Below are 23,654 nucleotides of genomic sequence, written 5' to 3'. Positions count from 1 at the left end.
TTTAAATAAGACATCATCAATTGAATTAAAGAAGATAATTCTGCCAAATTCTGTGCTCACGAGAAGTTAACAAAGCGCATCATAAAGCCATCCATAGCATTTTCACAAAGAATATAATCTTTGCCGCTTAGTGCTAAAAATTATGTGATACAAACAATCTGATTGGAGATTCAAACAAACCGCATCTATCCAACACTGACAAGGCTTGTATTAGAAAATTTGCTCACCAATAAAATCTTGAAACGGTTATTTTTTTAGAAATATGCCTCTGGTTATTGATTTAACAATCACATCTAAAGCCATTTTCAAATCCATTCATTTAGATATGAATTAAAAATATTCAGAACCGATAAGCAACACCTATATTAAAGTAATTAACCCTCTTGCCATCATCTCCTTGGGTTTGAAACTGCGTGTTTTGATATTGCATATCCACCACCCATTGTTCACTCGGGCTCATGCTCAGACCCATTCCATACATTCTAGAATCTTTATCCAAACTCAAAGCTTGCAAAGAAGCAGAATCCTGACGATGGCTATCCGAAGTGGTTGCAGAACCGACCAAGCCATAAGCACGCAATTGAGGGCTCAAATCAAGACTAGGACCAAAACCAAAAGAGGAATATTGGCTTTGCAAGGTAGAATCCGCACTCACCTCTTTAATCGCCTCCCAGCTGGGACGGTCAATATAAGCCGTAATCAGACCAATTTTATCTTCTGCCTCTAGTTTCATCACATAATCGGCATAAATAGAGGTTGGAATGTCATCTGCCCAACAAAATGAATGCACCCACAAACAGCAACCAGCAAAGCAAATATTCAATCTGTTCATCCAACATACTCCCGATCACAATCAAGACTAATATTTTCTAGAAAACTTCTATTGAATCAACATACAAACACGACCATAACACCAATCATGCTCGATGAGAAAGTCTGAGCATAAAAAAGCGTCCTGTAAACTTTTACAGGACGCTTAAAATCATGCTTCAACCCATTATGCTGTTGCGTATTGTTTGACCACTTCCAAAACAAAGGCTTGGCAAGCACGACCGCTGTCAGGATTGTATTGACCATTGTTGGTAATATTGTTTGAAACCACACGAATGGCCAGCATCGGCACACCGTATTGAATCGCCACTTGCGCCACCGAAGCCGCTTCCATTTCTTCAACGCTCGTTCCGTATTGCTGACGCAAAAATGCAATGCGGTCGAGTTCATTGTTCCAGCAATCTGCCGAACCAATCACGCCTTCAACCACTTTGCCTTCAGTGTATTGTGCTGCCACAACTTGCGCAGCCTGCATCAAGCCTGCATCGGCTGCATAAAAGCGTTGGCGAATCGGCTCAGGATCGCTTTCGTCTTCTGGCAACATGTCAAACGCTTCTACCCATGTCAAAGCATTGCTGCCCTCGCCCACAGCCGCCACAGGCGTTTTGACTGTATTGATATTGGCGACTTTTTCACCCAAAACAATGTCAAACACATTCAATTGCGGATCATGGCCGCCACTGGTGCCTTGATTGATGATGGCTTTGGGCTGGAAACATTCAATGGCAATGGCCGTAGCCGCTGCTGCATTGGTCATGCCCATGCGTGTTTTAGACACAATGATGTCGATACCTGCATATGTACCATGCCAAAAAACCCAACCGCCTCGTGTTTCACGTGAAACATTGTGTAACTGTTTCACCAATTCATCACATTCCAACGGCAAAGCTGCCTGTATCACGATTGCTTGTTTGCTCATTTTGATGTTTTCCTTATGGCTTAAACCGATTGCGTTTGAATAAAACGCTGAATCCGCGCCACCGCTTCTTGCAAGCGTGGCAAACTGTCAGTGTACGCAAAACGCACATGCTCGTCACAACGGAATGTGCCAAAATCCTCACCCGGTGTCACGGCCACGCCTTCTTGCTCTAGCAATTGCAAACACCAATTGCGACTGTCTTGGGTGAACGCTGACACATCGGCATACACATAAAATGCCCCTGCTGGCACATTTGGAATAATCAAACCCAAATCCCGTAAAGCTTGCACCAAATAGTCTCGACGCTGCGCAAATTCGGCTCGACGTGCTTCATGAATGGCGACCGCTTCTGGCGAAAATGCGGCCAAAGCGGCATATTGCGAAATCGTCTGTACGGAAATATAAAGGTTTTGCGCCAATTTTTCGATTTCAGGAATCAAAGCTTCAGGTGCGACCAACCAACCAATGCGCCAACCGGTCATGCCAAAATATTTGGAAAAGCTGTTCAGCACCAACACATCGTCCGCCACTTCCAATACCGACACCGCATCTTCGCCATACACCATGCCATGGTAAATTTCATCGACCAATAACACGCCACCCAATTCACGACACACCTGAGCCAATGCTTGCAATTGTTCACGGCTGAGCAATTCGCCTGTCGGATTGCTTGGTGAGGCGACCAGTACGCCTTTGGTATGTTCATTCCAATGCTCACGCACCATCGCAGGCGTGAGTTGATAACGGCTAGCGGCAGTGGTTTCAATCAAGCGGGCTTTGCCTTCAACCAAACGCAAAAAATGACGGTTACACGGATAACTGGGGTCTGACATTAATAATTCATCATTTGGATTCATCAACAAAGCCGACAACAGCAACAATGCGCCCGACCCTCCCGGTGTCACCACAATGCGGCTGGCAGGTACATCTATGCCATATTGTTTTTGATACCAAGCCGAAATGGCGGTGCGCAACTCAGGAATACCCAACGCTTGGGTATACGTGGTTTTGCCTTGTGCCAAAGCCTCTTGCGCGGCTGCGATAATCGGCTCGGCAGTAGTAAAATCAGGCTCACCAATTTCCATATGGATAATGTCCCGCCCCTCAGCTTGCAATTGCTTGGCACGAGCGAGCAAAGCCATGACACGAAATGGTTCAATCGCTTGCATGCGTTCAGCAAGCGCAATGGTACGACTAACAGGCAAATCAGACATCACACGCACATCCATTTAAATTAAAAATAAGTATCCATCATACCTTTGTTTGCAAAATCACAGGCAGCAGATTGTTTTTACCATTATCAAGATGCATACTATGCTTAGTCTTTGCCAAGCCAATTGACAATTAAAAAGCGTCCTGTAAACATTTACAGGACGCTTCTCACTGTGCCACACAGGTTCAATACTATGACCCAATACCCATCATTTGCAATGCAGGCATGCAATGTTTTTTAAACAATGACTGCAATTTTGCATTCCATTTAGGGTTTTGAATTTCAAATTCAGTCGGCTCAAAAAGATGAGGATGGTATAACCAATTGTAACTGTGAACAGGTTTTAAAAACCAACCACCTTCATCCAATTGAATCACCAAACCACCTTCTTCAAACATGACCGCATTTTTAGCAGTCAGCGAAAAAACCAAACGCTCTACTTTGGTTTGCATGTCTTCCTCACGCTGAGGCTCAAATGACATTGCCTTAAATAAGGAAACAGGTGCTGAAGCATTAAAAGGAATAATCTTCATAATCAGGCTTTTCAAATCAAGTTAAATGGTTTTCAATTACAATGTAACCAATATACTGTTTTATCTGTTTTTGAAATTAGATTTAAATCAAAATATAGATAAAAATTCATATAATTCAAAAAGATATAAAAATACTCAATCAGTATATAATTATATATAAATAATACAAATCGGCTTTATTGGATGTTGCTTAAAATTAGATTCATTTCATCTTAAATAAATTCCATTTTGCGTATTCAAACTGGATTTCGCTTGCGTTAAAACAAACAAGCTTCATTTCTTGGAAAAAATCTTCAATTTGTTTTTATTTCAATGTCTTATATTAAATTAATATATTTCAATACCATATCTATTTTAAAAACATTAAATTTAAGCAAATATCATTATTCAATACCATTGCATCAAGGAACTTTCATCCAAACCAGCTGATAAACACCTTGCACTGCTATACTCAAAATAGCTAAAGTAAAATTTCAAATCTTTCAGGACGAAAATATGCCGACAGCCTTACAAAACATTAACCATTGGATTTTTGATATGGACGGTACCTTAACCGTTGCTTGCCATGATTTCCCTTATATGCGCCAACAATTGGGCATGGCTGATGGCGATACCGATATTTTGGCTTATGTTTCACGTCAAGATGCAGCTACGGCGGTCAAAATGGTGAGATGGTTGCAAGATTATGGTTTGGATTTGGCTCAAAATGCCGAAGCGGCACAAGGTGCGGTGGCTTTGCTCACGCATTTACATCAACAAGAGCACAAATTGGCGATTTTGACCCGCAACGAAAGAAGCTTGGCGATGGTGACGCTGGAAGCCATAGGCGTATTGGATTATTTTGATGAAGATTGCATTTTAGGGCGAGAAAGCTGCCAACCCAAACCCAAACCCGATGGCATTTTGCATGTTTTGAACAAATGGCAAGCCGATAAAGCCAATGCCATTATGGTAGGTGACTACCATTTTGATTTGAACGCAGGACGCAATGCAGGCGTGAACACCATGCTTTTGCATCCTGAATTCAATGAATGGCCTCACTTGAGTGATTATTATTTTGCCGATTGCGCCGCAGTATTGACCCAATTGCAATATTCAGCCGCTTAAAACCCATTGATACAGAGCCAGCCATGATTTTATACCGCAGCCACACGCAAACCTTTGACATCGAAACCTTATCGTTAAATCTGCAAGACGATGTGATGGCAGAGGTATATTTGTTCCAACCCGAATTCATCATGGCGGAAGCCGAGCTGGAAAATACAGCGGTATTACAGGCCGCTTTAAACACTTGGGCAGGCTTTGGTCTGATTGAACCCGATATAGCACAATTGGGCTGGGCTGCTTTTCAAAACCAACAATCCAAAGTGTTATTGCTCAAGCCTGATAATGCCTATAGCCCGTTATTGTCCCAATATGGCTTGGTGGTGCACGATATGACCCATTATCAAGCGGCTTGTATCGAGGCTTTGAACAATATATTGACTTAAATATCGCACTCCCAAGCGGCAATATTCAAGCGTCCTGTAAACGGTTTTACAGGACGCTTCATCTATAAAAACATTAAAACGCCATCATACCCGCATTCAATATCACACCAGCCAATGCCGTATTGTCTTGACTCACCGTCACACGCATATCTTGATACGGCTCATCATCAGCATTTTGCCAAAACGCCACGCCATGAGTGGTATATTGGTTTGGCAAGGTATAACTGAACAAAACTTTGTTGTTTTGCGCACGCACCAATTGGATACTTGGGTTGGGACGGTTAGGCTCGTAATCATCAGCCTGAGCCAATTTAAATGCTTGTGGGAAAAATGGTGCCGCAGCTGTCAACGCACAACCAACACACGCGCCACTGTGGTAATAACTCACATATTCACGCCCATCTGCACTTTTCATCAACAACGCCTGCGAACCATTCACGCCCACATCCGCTTCGATATTGCGCCACGTTTTCGGTGCCAATATCCAACCCATGCCCGCCACACGCACCGCCATCAAACGATACAACTGTTCGGTTCTGACATTGGCAGACACAGGCAAAACACAAGCCTTGGGATGACAGGCATCGTCTTCAGATATCCAACCTTCTTCGATAGGGTCACTCACAGACACGGCATAAGCAGGCAAACGTTGTCCTGCGACCATCGCCGTGCCGATGTTTTGCCACGGATTGTTTTTCGCTCTTTGGTTGCCATTAGTTTCATTAAAAGTCGGCACTTGCGGTTGGTATGTTTTTGCCTGTACTTGCGTTACCATCAAAACGCCCAACAATGCCAATATGATTTTATTTTGCATCCCGCTTCCCCCTTTTTAAACTGATGAAAACAAAGATTTGGATTTAGATGGGCAATGTAACCTATCAAAAAGCGACCTGTAAATGTTTACAGGCCGCTTTTCATTTTTCAAAACCACCACAGATTAAGATACTGAATATTCATTCAACAACGTTTCCGCTTGCTGCAAAAACAATACAATATTTTCAATATCGCTTGCCCACGATGTCACCAAACGCACTGCGCTGCGCTCTGCATCCATCGCTTGCCATGTATAAAATGCAAATTGCTCTTGCAAAGCCGCCATCACTGAATTGGGGAAAATCGGGAAGATTTGATTCGATTGCGGTGGCGTTAAAAATTCACAACCCAAAGCGCGCAAACCTTCTGCCAAATACATTGCATTGGCATGCGCGTTTTGTGCAGATTCAAAAAAGATTTTGTCTTCAAACAAGCCCAAAAACTGAATGCCCAACAAACGACCTTTGGCCAACAAAGCGCCGTGTTGTTTCATTACAAAACGGAAAGCGTCCTGTAAATCAGAATTCACAATGACGATTGCTTCACCAATCAATGCACCATTTTTAGTGCCGCCAATGTAAAACACGTCGGCAATTTGTGCGATCAATGCCAAACTCAAAGCTTTATTGGCCGCCAAAGCCGCACCCAAACGCGCGCCATCAATGTGCAAATACAAGCCCAACGCATCACAACAAGCCCGAATCGCAGTCAATTCATCAACCGTATAAACACTGCCATTTTCAGTGGTTTGCGAAATATATACCAATTTGGGTTTGACCATGTGTTCATCGGTATGGCTGTGACAAATGTCTGCAATTGACTCAGGCGTCAATTTGCCATCGGCACCGCTAGGCGCCACAATGACTTTGTGACCTGTCGCTTCAATCGCACCTGTTTCATGTACCGCAATGTGACCACTTTGTGCGGCAATCACCGCCTCGTGTGGGCGCAAAATGGATTTGATGATGACCGTATTGGCTTGTGTGCCACCACTGACCAAATGAATCTGTGCGTGCTCATTGTGCAAATGCTGCTGAATCAACGCTTTTGCCTGCTCGCTATACACATCTTCACCATAGCCTGCACATTGCGCCAAATTGTGTTCGGTCAACAATGCCAAAATGCGCGGATGTGCGCCTTCGCTATAATCGTTTAACAATGAAATCATGGTCTGCCAATTCATTAACAATGAAGCGAATCAGTATACACCTGCCTTTTTAAAAAAACAGTCTAACAAGCGTCCTGTAAGCGTTTACAGGCCGCTTATCGGGCATAGTTTGATTTGATTAGTTTGTATGCAAAGAAAGCTTTATACTGTCACATCATTTGTCTTTATCAGTCTGCGTCAATGCTCACCGACCTCGAAAAAAACGCCATCTCCGACCATTACAAAAACATTGCTCGCAATTTGCCCAATTTCCGCCCGCGCGCGGCACAACGCAAAATGCTGGCAGAAATCGCCAATGCGTTCAGCCGCACCCAAATACGCACCTCTGAAGACGAAATCATCGAGCGTCAAGGCGAAAGCATTGTGGTGGTCGAAGGACCCACAGGCGTGGGCAAGAGTTTGGCGTATTTGCTCGCAGGCGGCATCATGGCGCAAACGCGCGACAAAAAATTGATTGTTTCCAGCGCCACCATCGCCTTACAAGAACAATTGGTCCATCGTGATTTGCCATTTGTGATTGAAAAAAGTGGCTTACAAATGAGTTTCGCGCTCGCCAAAGGTCGTGGGCGTTATTTGTGTCCAAAACGCTTATACGATTTGACGCAAACGCATGCCCAAACGGCTTTGGGTTTTGAAGAATTGCAGCCAAATACCACGCTTTGGGACAAAAAGCCCAAACAAGAAGAACTCGATACGCTGCGTGAATTGGCAGACGCTTTTACCGAACGTCGCTTTAATGGCGATCGCGACACTTGGCCTGAAAATATTGACGATGGATTGTGGCACCGTGTCACCAATGACCGCCATGGCTGTTTGAAACAAGCCTGCCCCAACCGTCCTGAATGCCCTTTTTTCTTGGCGCGCGAGGTTTTGGAGCAAGTCGATGTCGTGGTCGCCAACCACGATTTGTTATTGGCAGACATTTCTATGGGCGGTGGCGTGATTTTGCCCGACCCTGAACGCTCGTTTTATTGCATCGATGAAGCGCATCATTTGTCCAAAAAAGCCGTCAACCAATTTGCAGCCGAACACAGCTTGAGCCAAGCGCAAAGCTTTTTAGAAAAATTGCCAGTGACCACCAGTAAAATTGCCGCTCATTGCGACAAAGCAGAAGTGGCGAATTTGGCAGATGAAGCGGCTACTGCATTATTAGAAGCATTTGGCGATTGGATGTACCAAGTGCAGCAAGCCGATGAGTTGGCGCCTACCTCTAGCGGTGCAGACCCTTTGTGGCTGTGGGAACGTGGTCAAATTCCTGAAGGTTTGGACACGTTGGTCGAAAATACCGCTATCAGTGCACGCATGTTGCTCAAACATTTGTACAACCTCAATGACGCCATTTCATTGGCTCGCCGCCAAAACGATGACAATGCAACTTTATTAGATGGCTTGAATTTAGAAGCAGGTTTGGCCATTGCCCATGCCGAAAAAATCAATGCTGTGTGGGATTTGATGGTCACTGTTCCACGTGAAACCGAACCACCTTTGGCCAAATGGATGGTTGCCAAACGCCAAAGCAGCATCGATTTTCTGTTTTGTGCGTCCCCCGTATCCAGTGCCTCAATGTTGAACAATCAATTGTGGCGCCGTGCCGCAGGCGCAGTTTTGACATCGGCAACCTTGCAAAGCTTGGGCAGTTTTGATTTGCTGTTGCGCCAAACTGGTTTGCAATGGTTGCCTGAAACCACCACTGTGGCATTAGAATCACCGTTTGATTTTCCTCAGCAAGGCGAATTGTATTTGCCATTTTTGCCAGTTAGTCCCAAAGACAGCAACGGTCACACATTGATGATTGCCGAATGGTTGCCCAAATTGATTGATTTGCGCCAAGGCGTCGGTACTTTGGTCTTGTTCTCATCTCGCAAACAAATGCAAGAAGTGGCGATGCGCTTGCCTGATGCATACCAAGAGATGTTATTGATACAAGGTGACAAACCCAAAGCGATTTTATTAGAACAACATTTGGCAGCAGTGAATCAAAATCGTGCCAGCATATTGTTCGGCTTAGACAGTTTTGCCGAAGGTTTGGATTTGCCGGGTTTTGCATGCGTACATGTCATCATTGCCAAATTGCCGTTTTCAATGCCTGACAATCCCATCGACAAAACTTTGAGCGATTGGGTCTCAGACCAAGGCGGCAATCCATTTATGGAAATTACGGTACCTGAAGCGAGCATCAAATTGATTCAGGCCGTTGGTCGTTTGATTCGTACCGAAACTGATACAGGTCGCGTGACCATCTTAGACAATCGTTTGACCACTGCCCATTATGGCAAAAAAATGTTGGCAGCCTTACCGCCATTCAAACGCATTTGAATCTGATTCCATCATGCGGATGATCAAGTATGTAATCCGCATGTCATGATGAATACAAAGCATGTATTTCACCACAATCCGACCAACTTACCACTTCTTAAGACGGTTTTGGATACTCTGTACATACAGGCTACTGTATAATCATGCCCATTCTAATCACCGCGCATCAAGCGTCCCAAAAGAGCGAATCTTATGCAAGTATGTAATCCGTATGAAATTCTGATTCAAGGCATGACGACCAAAGGCAAACGTTTCCGTCCAAGCGACTGGTCAGAACGCCTGTCTGGTATTTTGTCTTCATTCAATACAGGACGCCTGTCTTACCATCAGTATGTTCGTCCGTTGCTGGTCGACAATGTGAGCTGTGTGGCAGTGGATAAAAAATTGGCAGAACTGCATCCTGAAATGTTCCAGTTTTTGATGGATTTTGCCCAAGACAATGATTTGCGTTTAATTGACTGCAAAGAAATGTCAGAATCTGAAGCCATCGCCGCCTCTACCCCAACCATCACACCTGAAAAAGCCGTGATTGCCGCAGCACAAAACACCATCGAACAAGCAGAAAAAACGATGGAGCCTGCCATTGCAACCACTCCTGAGTCGATCACAGTCAAAGAGATTTTGCCACCAGACACCGCCTTGGCTTATCACGCCATGAAAGAGTTGCGTGTGAGCTTGGTTTCAACGCAATCTTTTGCCAATCAAGTAGACAATATCCAACGTGGCGCAGGCTACCGTTTGTTTGCGGTGTTTGTACCTGAGCAAAAAGAAGCCGTCGCAGTCTGTGGTTTCCGTTTGACCCACAATTTGGTATGGGGTCGTTTCATTCATATTGATGATTTGGTCACCCAACAAGCCTACCGCCGCCAAGGTCATGCACAAACTTTATTGGATGCAGTCACCATCGAAGCGCGCAAACTCGGTTGCACTGAAATTCATTTGAATGCTTATGTATCCCCAGAACGCGCGCCGATGCATCGTTTGTGTTTTGACAATGAGTTTTTCATTGCCAGCCATCATTTCCGTCGCAGCCTGTAACACCCAATACCAACAGCCCTGATTTTAAAATATCAGGGCTTTTTTTATTGCTCTTTTTTGATGTTTTGACCTATCAAATTGTCAAAATATGGATATTTTCTTCATTTAATATGATAAAACAATTATAATTCGTCATGATATGGCTTAGCATTTTATTGCGTTTATTTGATTAATCGAAACATTAAAAACAATGTTTAATTGACATCAATATGACTATAAATCAAACAACAACACCCATTTAATCCTATTGCAATTCCTGACGCAAAGATGCCTTAAAATACAAAATTGCGACACAATCTTGCGTCAAATCAGCCATCCTCTTGACGAAAACCCATAAAAAAAGCAACAATTCTTAACACATTTTCATACTTAGCATGGAAACCATTCAAGCTAAGTATGATTGCGATGGTCGTAAACGTGCATGGCAATTGATTCGGCATCAACAATACCAAAAAAGAATCCATACCTTGGCACACGACATCACTTTATCGATTCAAAGGTTAGGAAGAGACATGTTGACTTTAAGTAAAGTAAGTTTCGCTGTTGCCGCGGCTTTGTTGTTGGCAGCTTGTGGTGGCAAACCAGCAGAAACCGCACCTACCGCAGCACAGCCTGCTGCCAGCGGCGCAAGCGCCTCAGCACCTGCAACCACAGGTGGTGAAATTGTGGTGAAATTGGGTACAGCCAACCCATTGACAGGCGCATTTGCTGAATGGGGTAAAGATGCAGCCAATGGTGTGAAATTGGCTGTCGATGAAGCCAATGCCAAACAACTTACTTGGAACGGTCAAGTAGTTAAATTTGAATTGCTTTCAGAAGACGACATGGCAGACCCAAAAACTGCGGCTCAAGTGGCTGACCGTTTTGTAGATGCCAAAGTCAATGCGGTGATTGGTCACTTGGTAACAGGTGCGACTTTGCCAGCTTCTATCGTGTACAACGACCACAATATTCCATTGGTAGCCTACTCTGTAACAGGTCCTGAGTTATTGTCAAATCTGGTGTATGGCATTCAGGCCGCTTTCTCTGTTGATTGCTCGTCTTCCTGCTTGCCATCTTTGAAGATGACGTTGTTGACCACCAAGGTCAATAAGTTGAATCCTTGAATCCGGCGCCAACGCTTTTGGGCCGTTTCCAATAATTTGTACACCATCGCCAAAGTGGTTTCTCTGGAACCGCAGTTTTTAGCCCGCTTACTACGCAATCGTACGGTAGCAAACGTGGATTCAATCGGGTTGGTGGTGCGGATGTGCGTCCAATGCACATTTGGAAAGTCATAGAATGCCAATAACTCTTCTTCATCCTTCACCAGTTTGTTAATGGCTTTGGGGTATTTGTCACCAAAGCGAGCCACTGTTTGTTTGAAGGCTTGTTCTGCACTTTCTTTGGTTTCGGCCATCCAAATTTCTTTCAAAGCCTCTCGCAATTTGCCTTGTACCGATTTGGGTACGGCTGCCAACACATTGGCCGTTTTGTGCACCCAACAGCGCTGATGTTTGGTGTCTGGATAAGACTTGGCCATGGCATTCCAAAAGCCCAACGCACCATCGCCGACCGCCAATTTTGGACTGGTTTCCAAACCCCTCAAACGCAAGCCTATCAACACTTCTGACCAACTGACTTCAGATTCCCGATAACCATCTTCAACCGCCACCAACTCTTTATGTCCTTGATCAGTCACACCAATGATGACCAGCAAACACAGTCTATCGTCCAATCGCACATTGCTGTAAATGCCATCGGCCCACCAATACACATAGCGTTTGCCCTTTAAATCCCGCTGGCTCCATTGCCGATGTTCGTCCGTCCAATGTTGCTTCAAACGACTGATGGTATTGGCTGACAAGCCTTTGGCCTGCTCTCCCAATACAGCCGCCAAAGCTTGTTGGTGGTCACCTGTGGAAATGCCTTTCAAATACAGCCATGGCAGCAATTCTTCGATGCTTTTGGTACGTTTCAAATAAGGCGGCAACAATTGACTGTTGAAACACACACCGTCACCACTGCGATCTCGTACCTTCGGCACTTTCACCTGTACATCACCAATGCCAGTCTGCACTGTTCGTTCCGGCAAATAACCATTTCTGACCAATGCTTGGCGACCATCGGGAAGTTTCTTGGGTGAGTGTTGCTCCAGCAAAATCTGCAATTCGGTTTCAACTGCTTTGGCAATCAACTCCCTGGCTCCCTGACGCAGCAAATCGGTCAATGGGTCATTGAATGTTTGCTGTGGTTGTACGAATGCATTTGGGTTAGAATCAGTCATGGCGTATTCCTTTTGTTGGTTGAAATCTTTGGTCGGAAATCAATCAACAGGATACGCCTTCTTCATTTGTTCGTCATACACCAGAAATGACTATAGCTCACAGGTCCTAAACTGACCCAACAAGGCTTCAAAGGCACGTTCCGTGTGATTTCGAACGACAAGCAACAAGGTGATGCCCTGGGCGCTTATGCAGTTAGCAAATTGGGTGCAAAAACCTTTGCTGTGATTCATGACAAAACGGCTTACGGTGAAGGTTTGGCCAATGACTTCGCTACTGCTGCCGAAGCCGCTGGCGCGAAGAAAATTGCAACCGAATTCACCAGCACCAGTGCTACCGATTTTGGTGCGATTGTAACCGCGATGAAAGCTGCCAAACCTGATTTGATTTTCTACGGTGGCATGGACCCACAAGGTGCACCATTGTTGAAAGAATTGCGTAAGCAAGGTGTTGAAGCCAAATACATGGGTGCTGATGGCTTGAAAACCAGCAATTTCCCAACTTTAGCAGGCGATGCTGCGAATGGCGCATTCGCTTCTACCGCCTCAGTAGCTGACGACAAGATGCCAGGTCGCGCGGCCTTTGCTGAGAAATACAAAACCGCATTTGGTGGCGAAGTTGTGGCTTACTCTCCATATGCTTACGATGCGACCAATGTGGTGATTAACGCCATGAATGAAGCACAATCTGCAGATGCAGCGCAATATGTGCCAAAATTGGCCGCTTCTCAATTTGAAGGCATTACAGGCAAAATCTCATTCACAGAAAGCGGCGACTTGAAAGATGGCGTGGTAACCATTTACACCATCAAAGACGGTCAATGGGTTGTGGCTGAGTAATTTTTAAGCCGTCTCAAATCAATTAAAAAGCGTCCTGTAATATTACAGGACGCTTGTTGGAATACCCAATGATTAATCCAATGGACGCCAAGCCATAGGCACACGATATGTACTGCCTGAGCGTGCCGCATTCGCACCCAACAAACAGAATATCACGTGCGCGATACTCAACAAGACTTGCAATGGTCCACCGATGAAAATCAGCATCAAAATCGTACACGCCACACTGCCCAACAAGAAGGTAGAAGTCCAATTCAAAGCTTCACGCGCTTGTTGTTTCAAATAATCGGATGCATTGCCATTGAGCAAGACAATCATGGCAGGAATCATCAAAAACACCAAACTGCCCAACCACATGACCAATGCCAAACCACGCTCATCTTTAGACACATTGGCATTTAAAGATTGATTAGCGGTATAAGTTTGGTATTTTTCAGAAGATGCAGCTGGCTGATCCGTGTTTGCTTCTGTTTGCGCTGCCGCTGTATTGTCTGATGCTTTTTCCAACACAACTTCTTCAGCCTCATTGACTGCTACAGCTTCTGACGCTGCCAATTTAGGCTCAACCAGTTCGCTCACACCTTGTGTCACATGGTTAGAAGTATGCGCTGCCTCAGCCATAGATGCTTGTTTCACGTCATCTTGCAAGCTGTCTGCGGTTTGTACCATTAAATCTTTGGCATAACGAATTGGAAACACGGTCGCTTGGCTATCAGCGGCCACTGTGTTTTCAGTATGTCCCGCAGCAATATCACTCATGGCACGAATGGCTTGCTGTTTGCGGTTAAAATAAGCAGATTGGTAAGACATGACATTCCCTCTTGGTTTCAATAGGTATTGCTTGTTTACAGGACGCTCAAGCAGAACCATCTGCCTGAGCCTAGCTTCAAATCTTACAAAATATAACGAGCCAAGTCTTCTTGCTCTGCCACATTTTGCAAACGCTCATTCACATAAGCCGCATCAATGACTACTTCACCTTTAGGGCTAGAGAATGACACTTCTTCCAACAATTTTTCCAACACTGTATGCAATCGACGTGCGCCAATGTTTTCAGTTTTTTCGTTCACTTGGAATGCAATTTGCGCCAAACGCTCCACGCCTTCATCGGTAAAGACCAATTCTACTTCATCGGTCGCCAACAACGCTTGGTATTGCTTGGTCAAACAAGCATCCGTACCAGTCAAAATTTGTTTGAAATCGTCTACCGACAAATTATCCAACTCAACACGAATCGGGAAACGACCTTGCAATTCAGGAATCAAATCTGAAGGCTTGCTCAAATGGAATGCACCAGAAGCCACAAACAAAATGTGATCGGTCTTAATCATACCGTATTTGGTTTGTACCGTAGTACCTTCCACCAATGGCAACAAATCACGTTGTACGCCTTGACGAGAAACGTCTGCGCCCGCACGATCACTGCCTGCAATTTTGTCGATTTCATCCAAAAACACGATGCCATGGTTTTCGACCGCAGCCACCGCTTTTTCACGCATATCGTCTTCGTTGATTAATTTTGCCGCTTCTTCATCTAGCAACAATTTCATCGCCGCATCAACACGCATTTTTTGCTTTTTGGTTTTGCCTTGACCCATATTGGCAAACATACCTTGCAATTGCTGGGTAAAGTCTTCCATTCCCGGAGGACCCATAATCGACATCGCTGCAGCGCCTTGTGCCACATCAATTTCGATTTCTTTGTCGTCCAAACTGCCTTCACGCAACATTTTGCGGAATTTTTGACGGGTATTGGTTTCAGGTGAAGCTTCTGGTTTTTCACCTTCAAAACCGACTTGACGTGGTGGTGGCAACAAAGCATCTAAAACACGATTTTCTGCTGCATCTTGCGCACGGTCGCGGTTTTTTTTGATTTCAATTTCACGCACATTTTTAATCGCATTTTCAATCAAATCACGAATGATTGAATCCACATCACGACCCACATAGCCGACTTCCGTGAACTTGGTCGCTTCAATTTTGATGAAAGGCGCATTTGCCAAGCGAGCCAAACGGCGTGCAATCTCGGTTTTACCTACGCCAGTTGGACCTATCATCAAAATGTTTTTTGGCACAATTTCAGTGCGCAAAGGTTCAGCGACTTGGCTGCGGCGATAACGGTTACGCAAAGCGACCGCAACTGATTTTTTAGCGTTGTGTTGACCAATAATGTGTTTGTCTAATTCTGACACAATTTCTTGTGGTGTCATTACGGCTGCTGACATAAATAGATCCTGTTCTTCATGCTCACGCGGAGCATCAAAATGTTTTTATTCTTGACGTTGCAAAATCATTTGCACCGGTGGCTTAGATTGTAAGGCTACCATCATATAGCTGGTATAGCCTTTCTGAGCCTTGCTGTCAAAACGGCAAAATGCTTGTACTTGATTTTGAATACAGCCAATATCATCGGCTTTTTTCATTTGCGCCAATTGTGGGAAAATCGCTTGTAGTTGGCTGCCTGTAGAGGCTTTAAAATCACAATTACTGGTTGAACAAATATTTTGCCATTGGTTTTTAGCAGCACCTTTTAAAGTACCGTCTTTACCATCCATAGCCCAACGGCCATTTTGATGAGTCAAACGCATTTGAATGCCTGACAAACCTGCAGGTTGGTTGTTTTTCAACGTCACCAATTCATATACACCAGCATCTTGTGCACCAAAACCAGCAGCCATGACTGCACTCGTACTTAATACCGCCATCAAACCCAAAGTCAGTTTTTTCAACATATTTGTTTTCCCTGTATAAGCCACTATACGCTTACTGCTTGCTGCAATAAGTTTATGCGCCCAAAATTTCAATCGTATGATTTTGATTGGTGTAAATACAAATGCTGCCTGCAATTTCCAGCGACTTTTTAACCACTACCTCAGGCGCTAAATCCGTATTTTCCATCAAAGCACGCGCTGCAGATTGTGCAAATGCACCACCCGAACCAATCGCCGCAATGCTGTCTTCAGGCTCTAACACATCACCATTGCCTGTAATCACCAAAGTATAGTGTTTGTCCGCAACAATCAACATCGCTTCTAAGCGACGCAATGCACGGTCTGTACGCCATTCTTTTGCCAACTCAATCGCTGCCACCATCAATTTGCCTTGGTGTTTTTGCAATTTGCTTTCAAACAACTCAATTAAAGTAAACGCATCTGCTGTACCGCCTGCAAAACCTGCCAACACTTGATTGTTATACAATTTACGCACTTTGCGTGCGGTGGCTTTGATAATGGTATTGCCCAAAGTGACTTGACCGTCACCACCGATGGCCACATGTTCACCACGTCGCACCGACACAATCGTCGTGCCGTCAAATTGCTGCATATAAACTCCTTAATTATGGATATTTCACCTTGATTGACTTATTTAAGATGAGGGCAAACTGTTCGGACATCAAGCCAAACTGACATAAAAAATGTCATTCGCCTCTCAAAGCGTGGCATGAGAACGACAGCTAATCATCCATATCACACCAAACTTGTCTTCAACCAAACCATATTTAGGTGTCCAAAATGTATAATCCAAAGCCTTGCGAACCATACCAGCTTCGCTCAAAGCTTCAAAAATACGCTCCACATCTTCTTCCGTATCGCCTTGCCACGACACCAACATGCCTTGTTGTGGCTGATACATGTTTTCAGACGTATCACAGCCTAATAATTCTTGCCCGCCCAAATCCAACTGCGCAAACATGATTTTTGGGCTCAAAGCAGCACTGGCTTGCTCCAACAAAGGTGCATCGCTATAACGCAACAATCGCACATTGCCACCAAAAACACTCTGATAAAACACAAATGCCGCTTCACAATCACCATCAAACATCACAAATGGGCTAAAACTCATGGTCATACTCCTGTTTTAATCAGTATCGCAGCCAAGAGACTCCCATTGGATTTATGCTTGAGGCAGCAATGCTTGCAATTGGTAAATCACATCCAAAGCAGCTTTAGGGGTGAGCTCATCGGCTTGCAATTGTTGTAAGGCTTCGATACAAGCTAAATATTCATTAGGAATACAAGTTGTATCAACATGCTCATCGACTGTGATTTGAGCATCAGGTTCCCACTCTTGGAACAAGCCCAATTGTGCCTGTTGTTCACGCTGTTGTTGCTCTAATTGTTGTAAATATTGCTGTGCAGAATGTAAAGCTTTATTCGGCAAACCTGCCAATTTTGCCACCGCCACGCCATAACTTTTGCTGGCAGGTCCTGCTTGAACTTGGTGCAAGAACACAATGTCTTGTCCTTGTTCCAAAGCATTCAAATGCATGTTAAAAGCGTCCTGAAAGCGTTCAGGCAGCTTGGTTAATTCAAAATAATGTGTGGCAAACAAAGTCAGCGATTTGTTTTTTTGTAGCAAATATTCGGCAATCGATTGCGCCAACGCCAAGCCATCAAATGTGGATGTACCTCTCCCCACTTCGTCCATCAATACCAACGATTTTTCCGTGGCATGATTCAAAATATAAGCCGACTCCGACATTTCCACCATGAAAGTCGAGCGATTGCCCGCCAAATCATCGGATGCGCCAATACGGGTAAAAATTTGGTCGACCATACCAATGCGAGCAGACTGCGCAGGCACCAAAGAACCGACATGAGCAAGCAATACCAACAAAGCCGTTTGACGCATGAACGTCGATTTACCACCCATATTGGGACCTGTTAACAACATCAAACGGCGTTTGCTATCGAGTTGCGCATCATTGGCGATAAATTGTGTCACTTGTGCCGCCACCACAGGATGACGACCTTGCTGAATGTCGATACACGGAAAATCTAATAATTGTGGTACAACCCATCCGTCTTGCGCCGCCACAGCCGCCAAACTTGCCAACACGTCCAAAGTTGCCGTTGCCTTCGCCAATTGCTGCAATAAACTCAAAGCGTCCTGTAACTCTAGCACCAACGCATCAAACAGTTTTTTCTCTAACGCCAAAGCTTGATCTTGCGCAGTCAACACTTTGTCTTCAAACGATTTTAATTCAGGTGTGATATAGCGTTCAACATTTTTCAAAGTTTGACGACGCTGGTAATCGCTTGGTGCAGACTCAGCTTGCGCCTTGCTCAATTCAATGTAAAAACCATGTACCCGATTGAATTCCACTTTCAGCGTCGATAAACCCGTGCGCTCACGTTCTCGTGCTTCCAATGCTTGTAAAAATTCATCACCATGATTTTGTACATGGCGCAAATCATCCAAATGAGCATCAAAACCATCATTGATGACACCACCATCACGCAACCACACAGCAGGCTCAGGCAAGATAGCGGCCTGTAAACGGGCTGCGATAGCCAAGCCTTGTGGCAATACCGTTTGCAAATTGGTGAGTAATTCGCTGGTGCATTTTTCAGGCCAAGCCAAATGTGCCAACACCGATAAACTGTCACGCAATCCTGCCAAATCTCGTGGACGCGCACTGCCAACGGCAATGCGTGCTGTGATACGCTCGATGTCTGCAATGGGTTTAAAAGCGTCCTGTAACCATGTGTAATGTGCCAACAAAGCCACCACAGCTTGTTGACGCAATACAATCTCCGCTTTGTGCGTTAACGGCTGATGCAACCACTGATGCAATAAACGGCTGCCCATGTGTGTGGCACACACATCCATACGCGACAATAAAGTCGGGGCAGCTTTGCCGCTCAAGGTTTGGCTGATTTCTAAATTGCGACGGCTGGCAGCATCAATTTGAATGTATTGACTGTATTGTTCACATTGCAACGCTTCCAAGTGCTGCGGCATTTGTGGTTGGGTCATTTGAATGTAATGGAGCAAAGCGCCCGCAGCAGCAACTGCGGGCAAATAAGCTTCACCCTCTAAGCCCAAACCATGCAAATCTTGGATTTGGTAATAACGCAAAATCTGCTGACGACCTGCATCGGCTTCTACTTGCCAAGCATGCAAACGGGTCGTGATTTTGGCAAAAACACCCAAATCCAAACCATGACCATCCGCAATCAAAATCTCAGCAGGCTCCAAGCGTCCCAACACATGCACAATATGGTCAGCTGCACACAATTGGCAACGAAATTCACCACTTTGCAACGAAGCCCATGCCACTGCCCAAGCTTTTTTGTGTTTAGCTATGGCGACAATGCGATTGCTGTCTTTGTCGTCCAACAAAGCACTGTCGGTCAAAGTACCTGGTGTCACCACACGCACCACTTTGCGCTCAACAGGTCCTTTACTTGCACCCACTTCCCCCACTTGTTCCACAATCGCAACAGATTCGCCCAGCTTCACCAATTTGGCCAAATACTGCTCTGCGGCATGAAACGGCACACCCGCCATTTTAATCGGCTCACCTTCATATTGACCACGACTGGTCAACGTGATGTCTAACAATTGGGCTGCTTTGGATGCATCATCAAAAAACAATTCATAAAAATCACCCATGCGATAAAACATCAATTTATCGGGATGATGTTGTTTCAAAGACAAATATTGAAGCATCATTGGCGAAACAGTGGGCTTGGCACTCATAAATATCTAAACTATATAGTGTAAAAACAAACCATATTGTACCGAAGCTGCTTTAGTCTTGTGACATCGTACTGTTATAATCCAAACAATATTCTACTATCATGATTGTCCTAAGGAATTCTATGCAACACTGGTTACGCACACTATTGGCAAGTTCACTGGCTTTGGTAGGAGCGCAAGCTTTGGCCAACGGCATGGTTTTACCTGATGAACAATTACAACAAGATTTGTCTTGGTTAAGCAACCGTGGTGTGATTAACCTCAGCTTGTCTACATGGCCGATGAGCGGCGAAGAGGTTCAAATTGCATTAAGCGACGCCAAACCACAAACCACTCAAGACCAATTGATGATTGACCAAGTACGCAATCGATTGGCAGCATTAAAATCCAGCTTTGTCGTCGAAGCACAATCTGCCACTGGTTTCAATCCTTTGGGTCAAGGTTTGGGCGACACCACCACCGACCAACACCAACTGTCTGCAATTGGTCAATATCAAAATCAATATGTTGATGTGCGCTTACAAGGCAATGCTGTTGGTGGTGAGGGTGTAGATCGCTCAAGTCATGGCAATTTGAATGGCTCTTATGGAGCAGTCAAATTGGGCAATCAGTGGCTGTCTTTTGGCCAACAACAACGTTGGTGGGGTCCGGGCAAAGAAGGCAGTTTGATTATGGGTCATACTGCCCGTCCTGTAACTGGTTTTGCCTTGCAACGTGCCGAGCAAACACCGTTTGAATCTCCTTGGTTATCATGGTTAGGTCGCTGGCAATACCAACTGACTGCGGGTCAATTGGCACATTATGATGCCGTACCTGATGCCAAATTGATTGGTATGCGCGTGAACATCCAACCTACTGATTACTTGGAACTGGGCGCTTCTCGTGCCATGCAATGGGGTGGTGAAGGTCGTCCTCAATCTGCAAAATCTTTTTGGAATGGCCTGATTGGCAAAGGTGACAATACTTATACCGCTGCTGAAAAAAGCCAAGAACCAGGCAATCAATTAGGTGGTTTTGAAGCCAAATTAAAACTACAACCTTTAATTGGCTTACCTGTGAGTATTTATGGTCAAGCCATTGGTGAAGACGAAGCAGGTGGTTTACCTTCTAAAAATACTTATTTGCTTGGCGTAGAAGGCAGCCATGCTATGGGTAACAATGCTGTCAATTGGTATGTAGAAGGCGCAGACACCACCACTTCATTGGGCAGCAAAGAAGGCATTACCTACAATCACCATATTTATCGCAATGGCTATTACCAACAAGGTGCACCTTTAGGCTATGCCTTAGGTGGTGATGCAAAAACCGTGACCACCAAAGTCACTTTCTCAACGCCTGACCAACAACGCCTCAGCGGTAAAGTCACTTATGCAGAAGTCAATCCAACCGATCATGCCAACAATCGTATTTTATCTTATGCAGATAAAATGGCGATGTTAGAAGTCGGCTATGGTAAGACATTTAAAAATGGTTTGAATGTCGATTCAACTGTATGGTACAACCATGCTGCTGACGTATCGACATACGATGGTGCTGGTGTAGGCGTGAAACTTTCAATGCCTTTTAAGTAACCAACCCACTTTAATTCCACAGGCAGCTTGGCTGCCTGTTCGACTTTAGAAGCCATGAAAAAACACCAATTACTTCATTCCAATAAATTTCGTTTAATCGCCATCTGCTCAACAGCAGCCTTATTAACCGCTTGCCCATCCACCACAACACCACCTCCGAGCAGCGGCAATGCAAATACCCCTATTCAAGGTCCTATTTCTGCGATTCCTGCTACGCCTGCAGGGCAAACCTTTGCCACACCTGGTCAAAACGTCCGCTATACCTCAGCCACATTCCAAGACATCCCTGAATGGCAAGGCCAAGCGTTTCAACAATCTTTATTGTCTTTCCAACGTGGTTGCACCAAACTGACCAACAAAGTGCAATGGCAAGCGGTGTGCCAACAGGCTAAAATCACACCGATGAACAATCAAGCGGCAAAAGTGTTTTTTGAGAATTTGTTCACACCTTGGAAAATCACCGATAACGGCAATCACTCAGGTACCGTAACGGGTTATTACGAACCCGTCTTGCTTGGCGATACCCGCCAAACATCACAAGCACGCTTCCCGATTTATGGCATTCCGAATGATTTTATCAGCGTGCCTTTGCCTGACGCCAATCGCTTAAGTAAAGGCAATGTGCACATCAATGTGACAGGTGCCAATCAAGGTCGCATCGCTGCAGGTGGTAACCTCAGCGCCAATTTGAACAATTTCCCTATTAACGAACGCAGCCGCAATCTCAAAGGTCGGGTGGTTGGCAATCAATTTGTGCCGTATTACACCCGTGCTGAAATCAATGCAGGCGCCCTGAATGGCAAAGCACCTGTTTTGGCCTATGCCAATGACCCTGTCGAATTGTTCTTCTTGCACATTCAAGGTTCAGGACGCTTGCAAACGCCAAGCGGTCAATTTGTGCGCTTGGGTTTTGCTGATAAAAATGAACATCCTTACAAATCCGTTGCCACTTATATGGCCAATAAAGGCTATTTGCCCTTAGCGCAAACTTCTATGCAAGGCATCAAAGCATGGATGCAACAAAATCCTCAACGATTGTCTGAAGTGTTGGGACAAAATCCAAGCTATATTTTCTTCCGCACCAACCCAGCCAGCGCCAATGAAGGTCCTATCGGTGCTTTAGGTGCACCGTTGACAGATGAATATTCAGCCGCAGTAGACCGCCATCATGTGGAATTGGGTTCACCTATTTTTGTGGCGACCACGCATCCACTCCATAATCAACCCCACAACCGTTTAATCATGGCACAAGATACAGGCACCGCTATCAAAGGCGGCATACGTGTGGATTATTTCTGGGGTTATGGTGATGCCGCAGGCAATGTGGCAGGCAAAATGAAACACCAAGGGCAAGTTTGGATGTTGTTGCCAAATGGTTATACACCTCGTTACCAACCCTAAAGCATTCATACATGCCTTAGGGTGTGCATGAATGCGGCCTCATACTCATTGCAATAAAGAGTGCCTAAATCAAAGAAGCGTCCTGTAAATGTTTACAGGACGCTTCTTTGATTATTTGGCAAACAATTTATCTGAAAACAAAATACGCTTGACCAATTTATTCATGTCTTTGCGCTTGCGTATGTCTACCGCCAACACATCGGCATCACTACCAAAGTCAATAGCAGCTTGTTGCAGTTTTTCAATAAAATCAGATTCTCTTTGTTCCATACTGATTTTATTGACACCAATCACCAAAGGCACACGATCCAAAACATCGGCAAAAGCATGCAAATAAAAACGCAAATCTTGCAAGGGATTGCGTGCGCTGGCATTCAATACAATGATGACCCCACGGCTGCCTTTGCTTAAGATTTCCCACATGAAATCAAAACGCTCTTGACCTGGTGTGCCATACAAATGCACTTTGGTTTCCGCATCCAAAACAATCGTACCGTAATCCATCGCAACAGTGGTTGCCTCTTTCATGGTTTGTGTTTGGTCTGAAGCCAAGATGTCAGTTTCAACCACCTGAGACGTACTGTAAGTACGAATGGCGGTGCTTTTACCGGCGCCTACAGGTCCGGTAACAATGATTTTGTGATCAAACATTGCGGTATGTTCCCGTTTTAAATATGTGTGTGTAGTCTCATATAAGCCACTTAAGGCTTACTAGGCGCAATGCCCGTGTGCATCATAGCAATAAAAAACCCAGCATGACGCTGGGTTAGAT

General features: G+C 44.8%; 22 protein-coding genes. 8 read left to right on the top strand and 14 right to left on the bottom strand.

Annotation, left to right across the window (positions count from 1 at the left end; genetic code table 11):
• Window positions 1-340 precede the first annotated feature (340 nt).
• The 4 genes from ADP71_RS11710 to ADP71_RS11695 form a co-directional block, all read right to left on the bottom strand.
• Entirely contained in the window at window positions 341-832 is a 492-nt protein-coding gene (locus tag ADP71_RS11710) for an outer membrane protein (protein WP_026353577.1), read from the bottom strand.
• A gap of 165 nt (window positions 833-997) precedes the next feature.
• A complete protein-coding gene (locus tag ADP71_RS11705) occupies window positions 998-1,750 on the bottom strand; it encodes a 5'-methylthioadenosine/S-adenosylhomocysteine nucleosidase (RefSeq protein ID WP_019958515.1) in 753 nt (250 codons plus the stop codon).
• A 20-nt stretch (window positions 1,751-1,770) separates the two neighbouring features.
• Entirely contained in the window at window positions 1,771-2,964 is a 1,194-nt protein-coding gene (locus tag ADP71_RS11700; RefSeq protein WP_171461172.1) for a pyridoxal phosphate-dependent aminotransferase, read from the bottom strand.
• 190 nt (window positions 2,965-3,154) lie between these two features.
• Window positions 3,155-3,496 (bottom strand): hypothetical protein, encoded by a 342-nt coding sequence (locus tag ADP71_RS11695; RefSeq protein ID WP_171461171.1) that lies wholly within the window; start codon window positions 3,494-3,496, stop codon window positions 3,155-3,157.
• A gap of 495 nt (window positions 3,497-3,991) precedes the next feature.
• Between ADP71_RS11695 and ADP71_RS11690 the strand changes: the two genes are divergently transcribed.
• Both ADP71_RS11690 and ADP71_RS11685 read left to right on the top strand, forming a co-directional pair.
• Window positions 3,992-4,603: an HAD family hydrolase gene (locus ADP71_RS11690; protein WP_104932235.1), complete on the top strand. Its 612-nt coding sequence runs from the start codon at window positions 3,992-3,994 to the stop codon at window positions 4,601-4,603.
• Between the two features lie 23 nt (window positions 4,604-4,626).
• Window positions 4,627-4,986, top strand: coding sequence for a hypothetical protein (locus ADP71_RS11685; protein WP_019958519.1), 360 nt, complete (start codon window positions 4,627-4,629; stop codon window positions 4,984-4,986).
• Between the two features lie 73 nt (window positions 4,987-5,059).
• Here the strand turns inward: ADP71_RS11685 and ADP71_RS11680 are convergent, their stop codons facing one another.
• Together ADP71_RS11680 and ADP71_RS11675 are read right to left on the bottom strand one after the other, a co-directional pair.
• On the bottom strand, window positions 5,060-5,800 hold the full coding sequence (locus tag ADP71_RS11680) for a DUF4850 domain-containing protein (RefSeq protein WP_104932233.1): 741 nt from the start codon (window positions 5,798-5,800) through the stop codon (window positions 5,060-5,062).
• 123 nt (window positions 5,801-5,923) lie between these two features.
• A complete protein-coding gene (locus tag ADP71_RS11675; RefSeq protein ID WP_019958521.1) occupies window positions 5,924-6,967 on the bottom strand; it encodes a threonine aldolase family protein in 1,044 nt (347 codons plus the stop codon).
• A gap of 180 nt (window positions 6,968-7,147) precedes the next feature.
• Here ADP71_RS11675 and dinG point away from each other — a divergent pair, with 180 nt between their 5' ends.
• From dinG to ADP71_RS11660, 3 genes are all read left to right on the top strand, one after another.
• The gene (dinG, locus tag ADP71_RS11670) at window positions 7,148-9,283 is read left to right on the top strand and encodes an ATP-dependent DNA helicase DinG (RefSeq protein ID WP_019958522.1); all 2,136 of its coding nucleotides are present in this window, start codon (window positions 7,148-7,150) and stop codon (window positions 9,281-9,283) included.
• A 192-nt stretch (window positions 9,284-9,475) separates the two neighbouring features.
• Entirely contained in the window at window positions 9,476-10,321 is an 846-nt protein-coding gene (locus tag ADP71_RS11665) for a GNAT family N-acetyltransferase (RefSeq protein ID WP_026353580.1), read from the top strand.
• Window positions 10,322-10,833: 512 nt separating this feature from the next.
• Window positions 10,834-11,427 carry an ABC transporter substrate-binding protein gene (locus ADP71_RS11660; RefSeq protein WP_237343019.1) on the top strand — a complete coding sequence of 198 codons (594 nt, stop codon included), beginning with the start codon at window positions 10,834-10,836 and terminating at the stop codon, window positions 11,425-11,427.
• Here ADP71_RS11660 and ADP71_RS11655 read toward each other — a convergent pair.
• On the bottom strand, window positions 11,334-12,587 hold the full coding sequence (locus tag ADP71_RS11655) for an IS256 family transposase (protein ID WP_104931213.1): 1,254 nt from the start codon (window positions 12,585-12,587) through the stop codon (window positions 11,334-11,336). The two genes, ADP71_RS11660 and ADP71_RS11655, sit on opposite strands and share 94 nt — an antisense overlap.
• A gap of 111 nt (window positions 12,588-12,698) precedes the next feature.
• On the opposite strand from ADP71_RS11655, the gene ADP71_RS11650 reads away from it, so the two are divergent.
• Window positions 12,699-13,424 (top strand): branched-chain amino acid ABC transporter substrate-binding protein, encoded by a 726-nt coding sequence (locus ADP71_RS11650; protein ID WP_257793081.1) that lies wholly within the window; start codon window positions 12,699-12,701, stop codon window positions 13,422-13,424.
• 72 nt (window positions 13,425-13,496) lie between these two features.
• Here ADP71_RS11650 and ADP71_RS11645 read toward each other — a convergent pair whose 3' ends face one another.
• From ADP71_RS11645 to mutS, 6 genes are all read right to left on the bottom strand, one after another.
• Entirely contained in the window at window positions 13,497-14,234 is a 738-nt protein-coding gene (locus ADP71_RS11645; protein ID WP_019958526.1) for a DUF4870 domain-containing protein, read from the bottom strand.
• 83 nt (window positions 14,235-14,317) lie between these two features.
• Window positions 14,318-15,649: an ATP-dependent protease ATPase subunit HslU gene (gene hslU / locus ADP71_RS11640; RefSeq protein WP_019958527.1), complete on the bottom strand. Its 1,332-nt coding sequence runs from the start codon at window positions 15,647-15,649 to the stop codon at window positions 14,318-14,320.
• 45 nt (window positions 15,650-15,694) lie between these two features.
• The gene (locus ADP71_RS11635) at window positions 15,695-16,156 is read right to left on the bottom strand and encodes a hypothetical protein (protein WP_104932232.1); all 462 of its coding nucleotides are present in this window, start codon (window positions 16,154-16,156) and stop codon (window positions 15,695-15,697) included.
• A 52-nt stretch (window positions 16,157-16,208) separates the two neighbouring features.
• Window positions 16,209-16,748: an ATP-dependent protease subunit HslV gene (hslV, locus tag ADP71_RS11630; protein ID WP_019958529.1), complete on the bottom strand. Its 540-nt coding sequence runs from the start codon at window positions 16,746-16,748 to the stop codon at window positions 16,209-16,211.
• A gap of 105 nt (window positions 16,749-16,853) precedes the next feature.
• Entirely contained in the window at window positions 16,854-17,267 is a 414-nt protein-coding gene (locus ADP71_RS11625) for a VOC family protein (RefSeq protein WP_158667275.1), read from the bottom strand.
• A gap of 51 nt (window positions 17,268-17,318) precedes the next feature.
• Window positions 17,319-19,910 carry a DNA mismatch repair protein MutS gene (gene mutS / locus ADP71_RS11620; protein WP_237343017.1) on the bottom strand — a complete coding sequence of 864 codons (2,592 nt, stop codon included), beginning with the start codon at window positions 19,908-19,910 and terminating at the stop codon, window positions 17,319-17,321.
• A 122-nt stretch (window positions 19,911-20,032) separates the two neighbouring features.
• On the opposite strand from mutS, the gene ADP71_RS11615 reads away from it, so the two are divergent.
• Both ADP71_RS11615 and mltA read left to right on the top strand, forming a co-directional pair.
• On the top strand, window positions 20,033-21,481 hold the full coding sequence (locus ADP71_RS11615) for a capsule assembly Wzi family protein (RefSeq protein WP_104932230.1): 1,449 nt from the start codon (window positions 20,033-20,035) through the stop codon (window positions 21,479-21,481).
• A gap of 54 nt (window positions 21,482-21,535) precedes the next feature.
• The gene (gene mltA / locus ADP71_RS11610) at window positions 21,536-22,882 is read left to right on the top strand and encodes a murein transglycosylase A (protein WP_104932229.1); all 1,347 of its coding nucleotides are present in this window, start codon (window positions 21,536-21,538) and stop codon (window positions 22,880-22,882) included.
• Window positions 22,883-22,993: 111 nt separating this feature from the next.
• Here mltA and ADP71_RS11605 read toward each other — a convergent pair whose 3' ends face one another.
• Complete coding sequence (locus tag ADP71_RS11605; protein WP_019958534.1) at window positions 22,994-23,533, bottom strand: GTP-binding protein; 540 nt, start codon at window positions 23,531-23,533, stop codon at window positions 22,994-22,996.
• Window positions 23,534-23,654: the final 121 nt, after the last annotated feature.

Origin of the sequence: Vitreoscilla sp. C1 (assembly GCF_002951955.2) — a bacterium.
GTDB classification, from domain to species: domain Bacteria; phylum Pseudomonadota; class Gammaproteobacteria; order Burkholderiales; family Neisseriaceae; genus Vitreoscilla; species Vitreoscilla stercoraria.
Note: the sequence above shows the minus strand (reverse complement) of the source record. Positions and strands in the feature narration are given on the sequence as shown.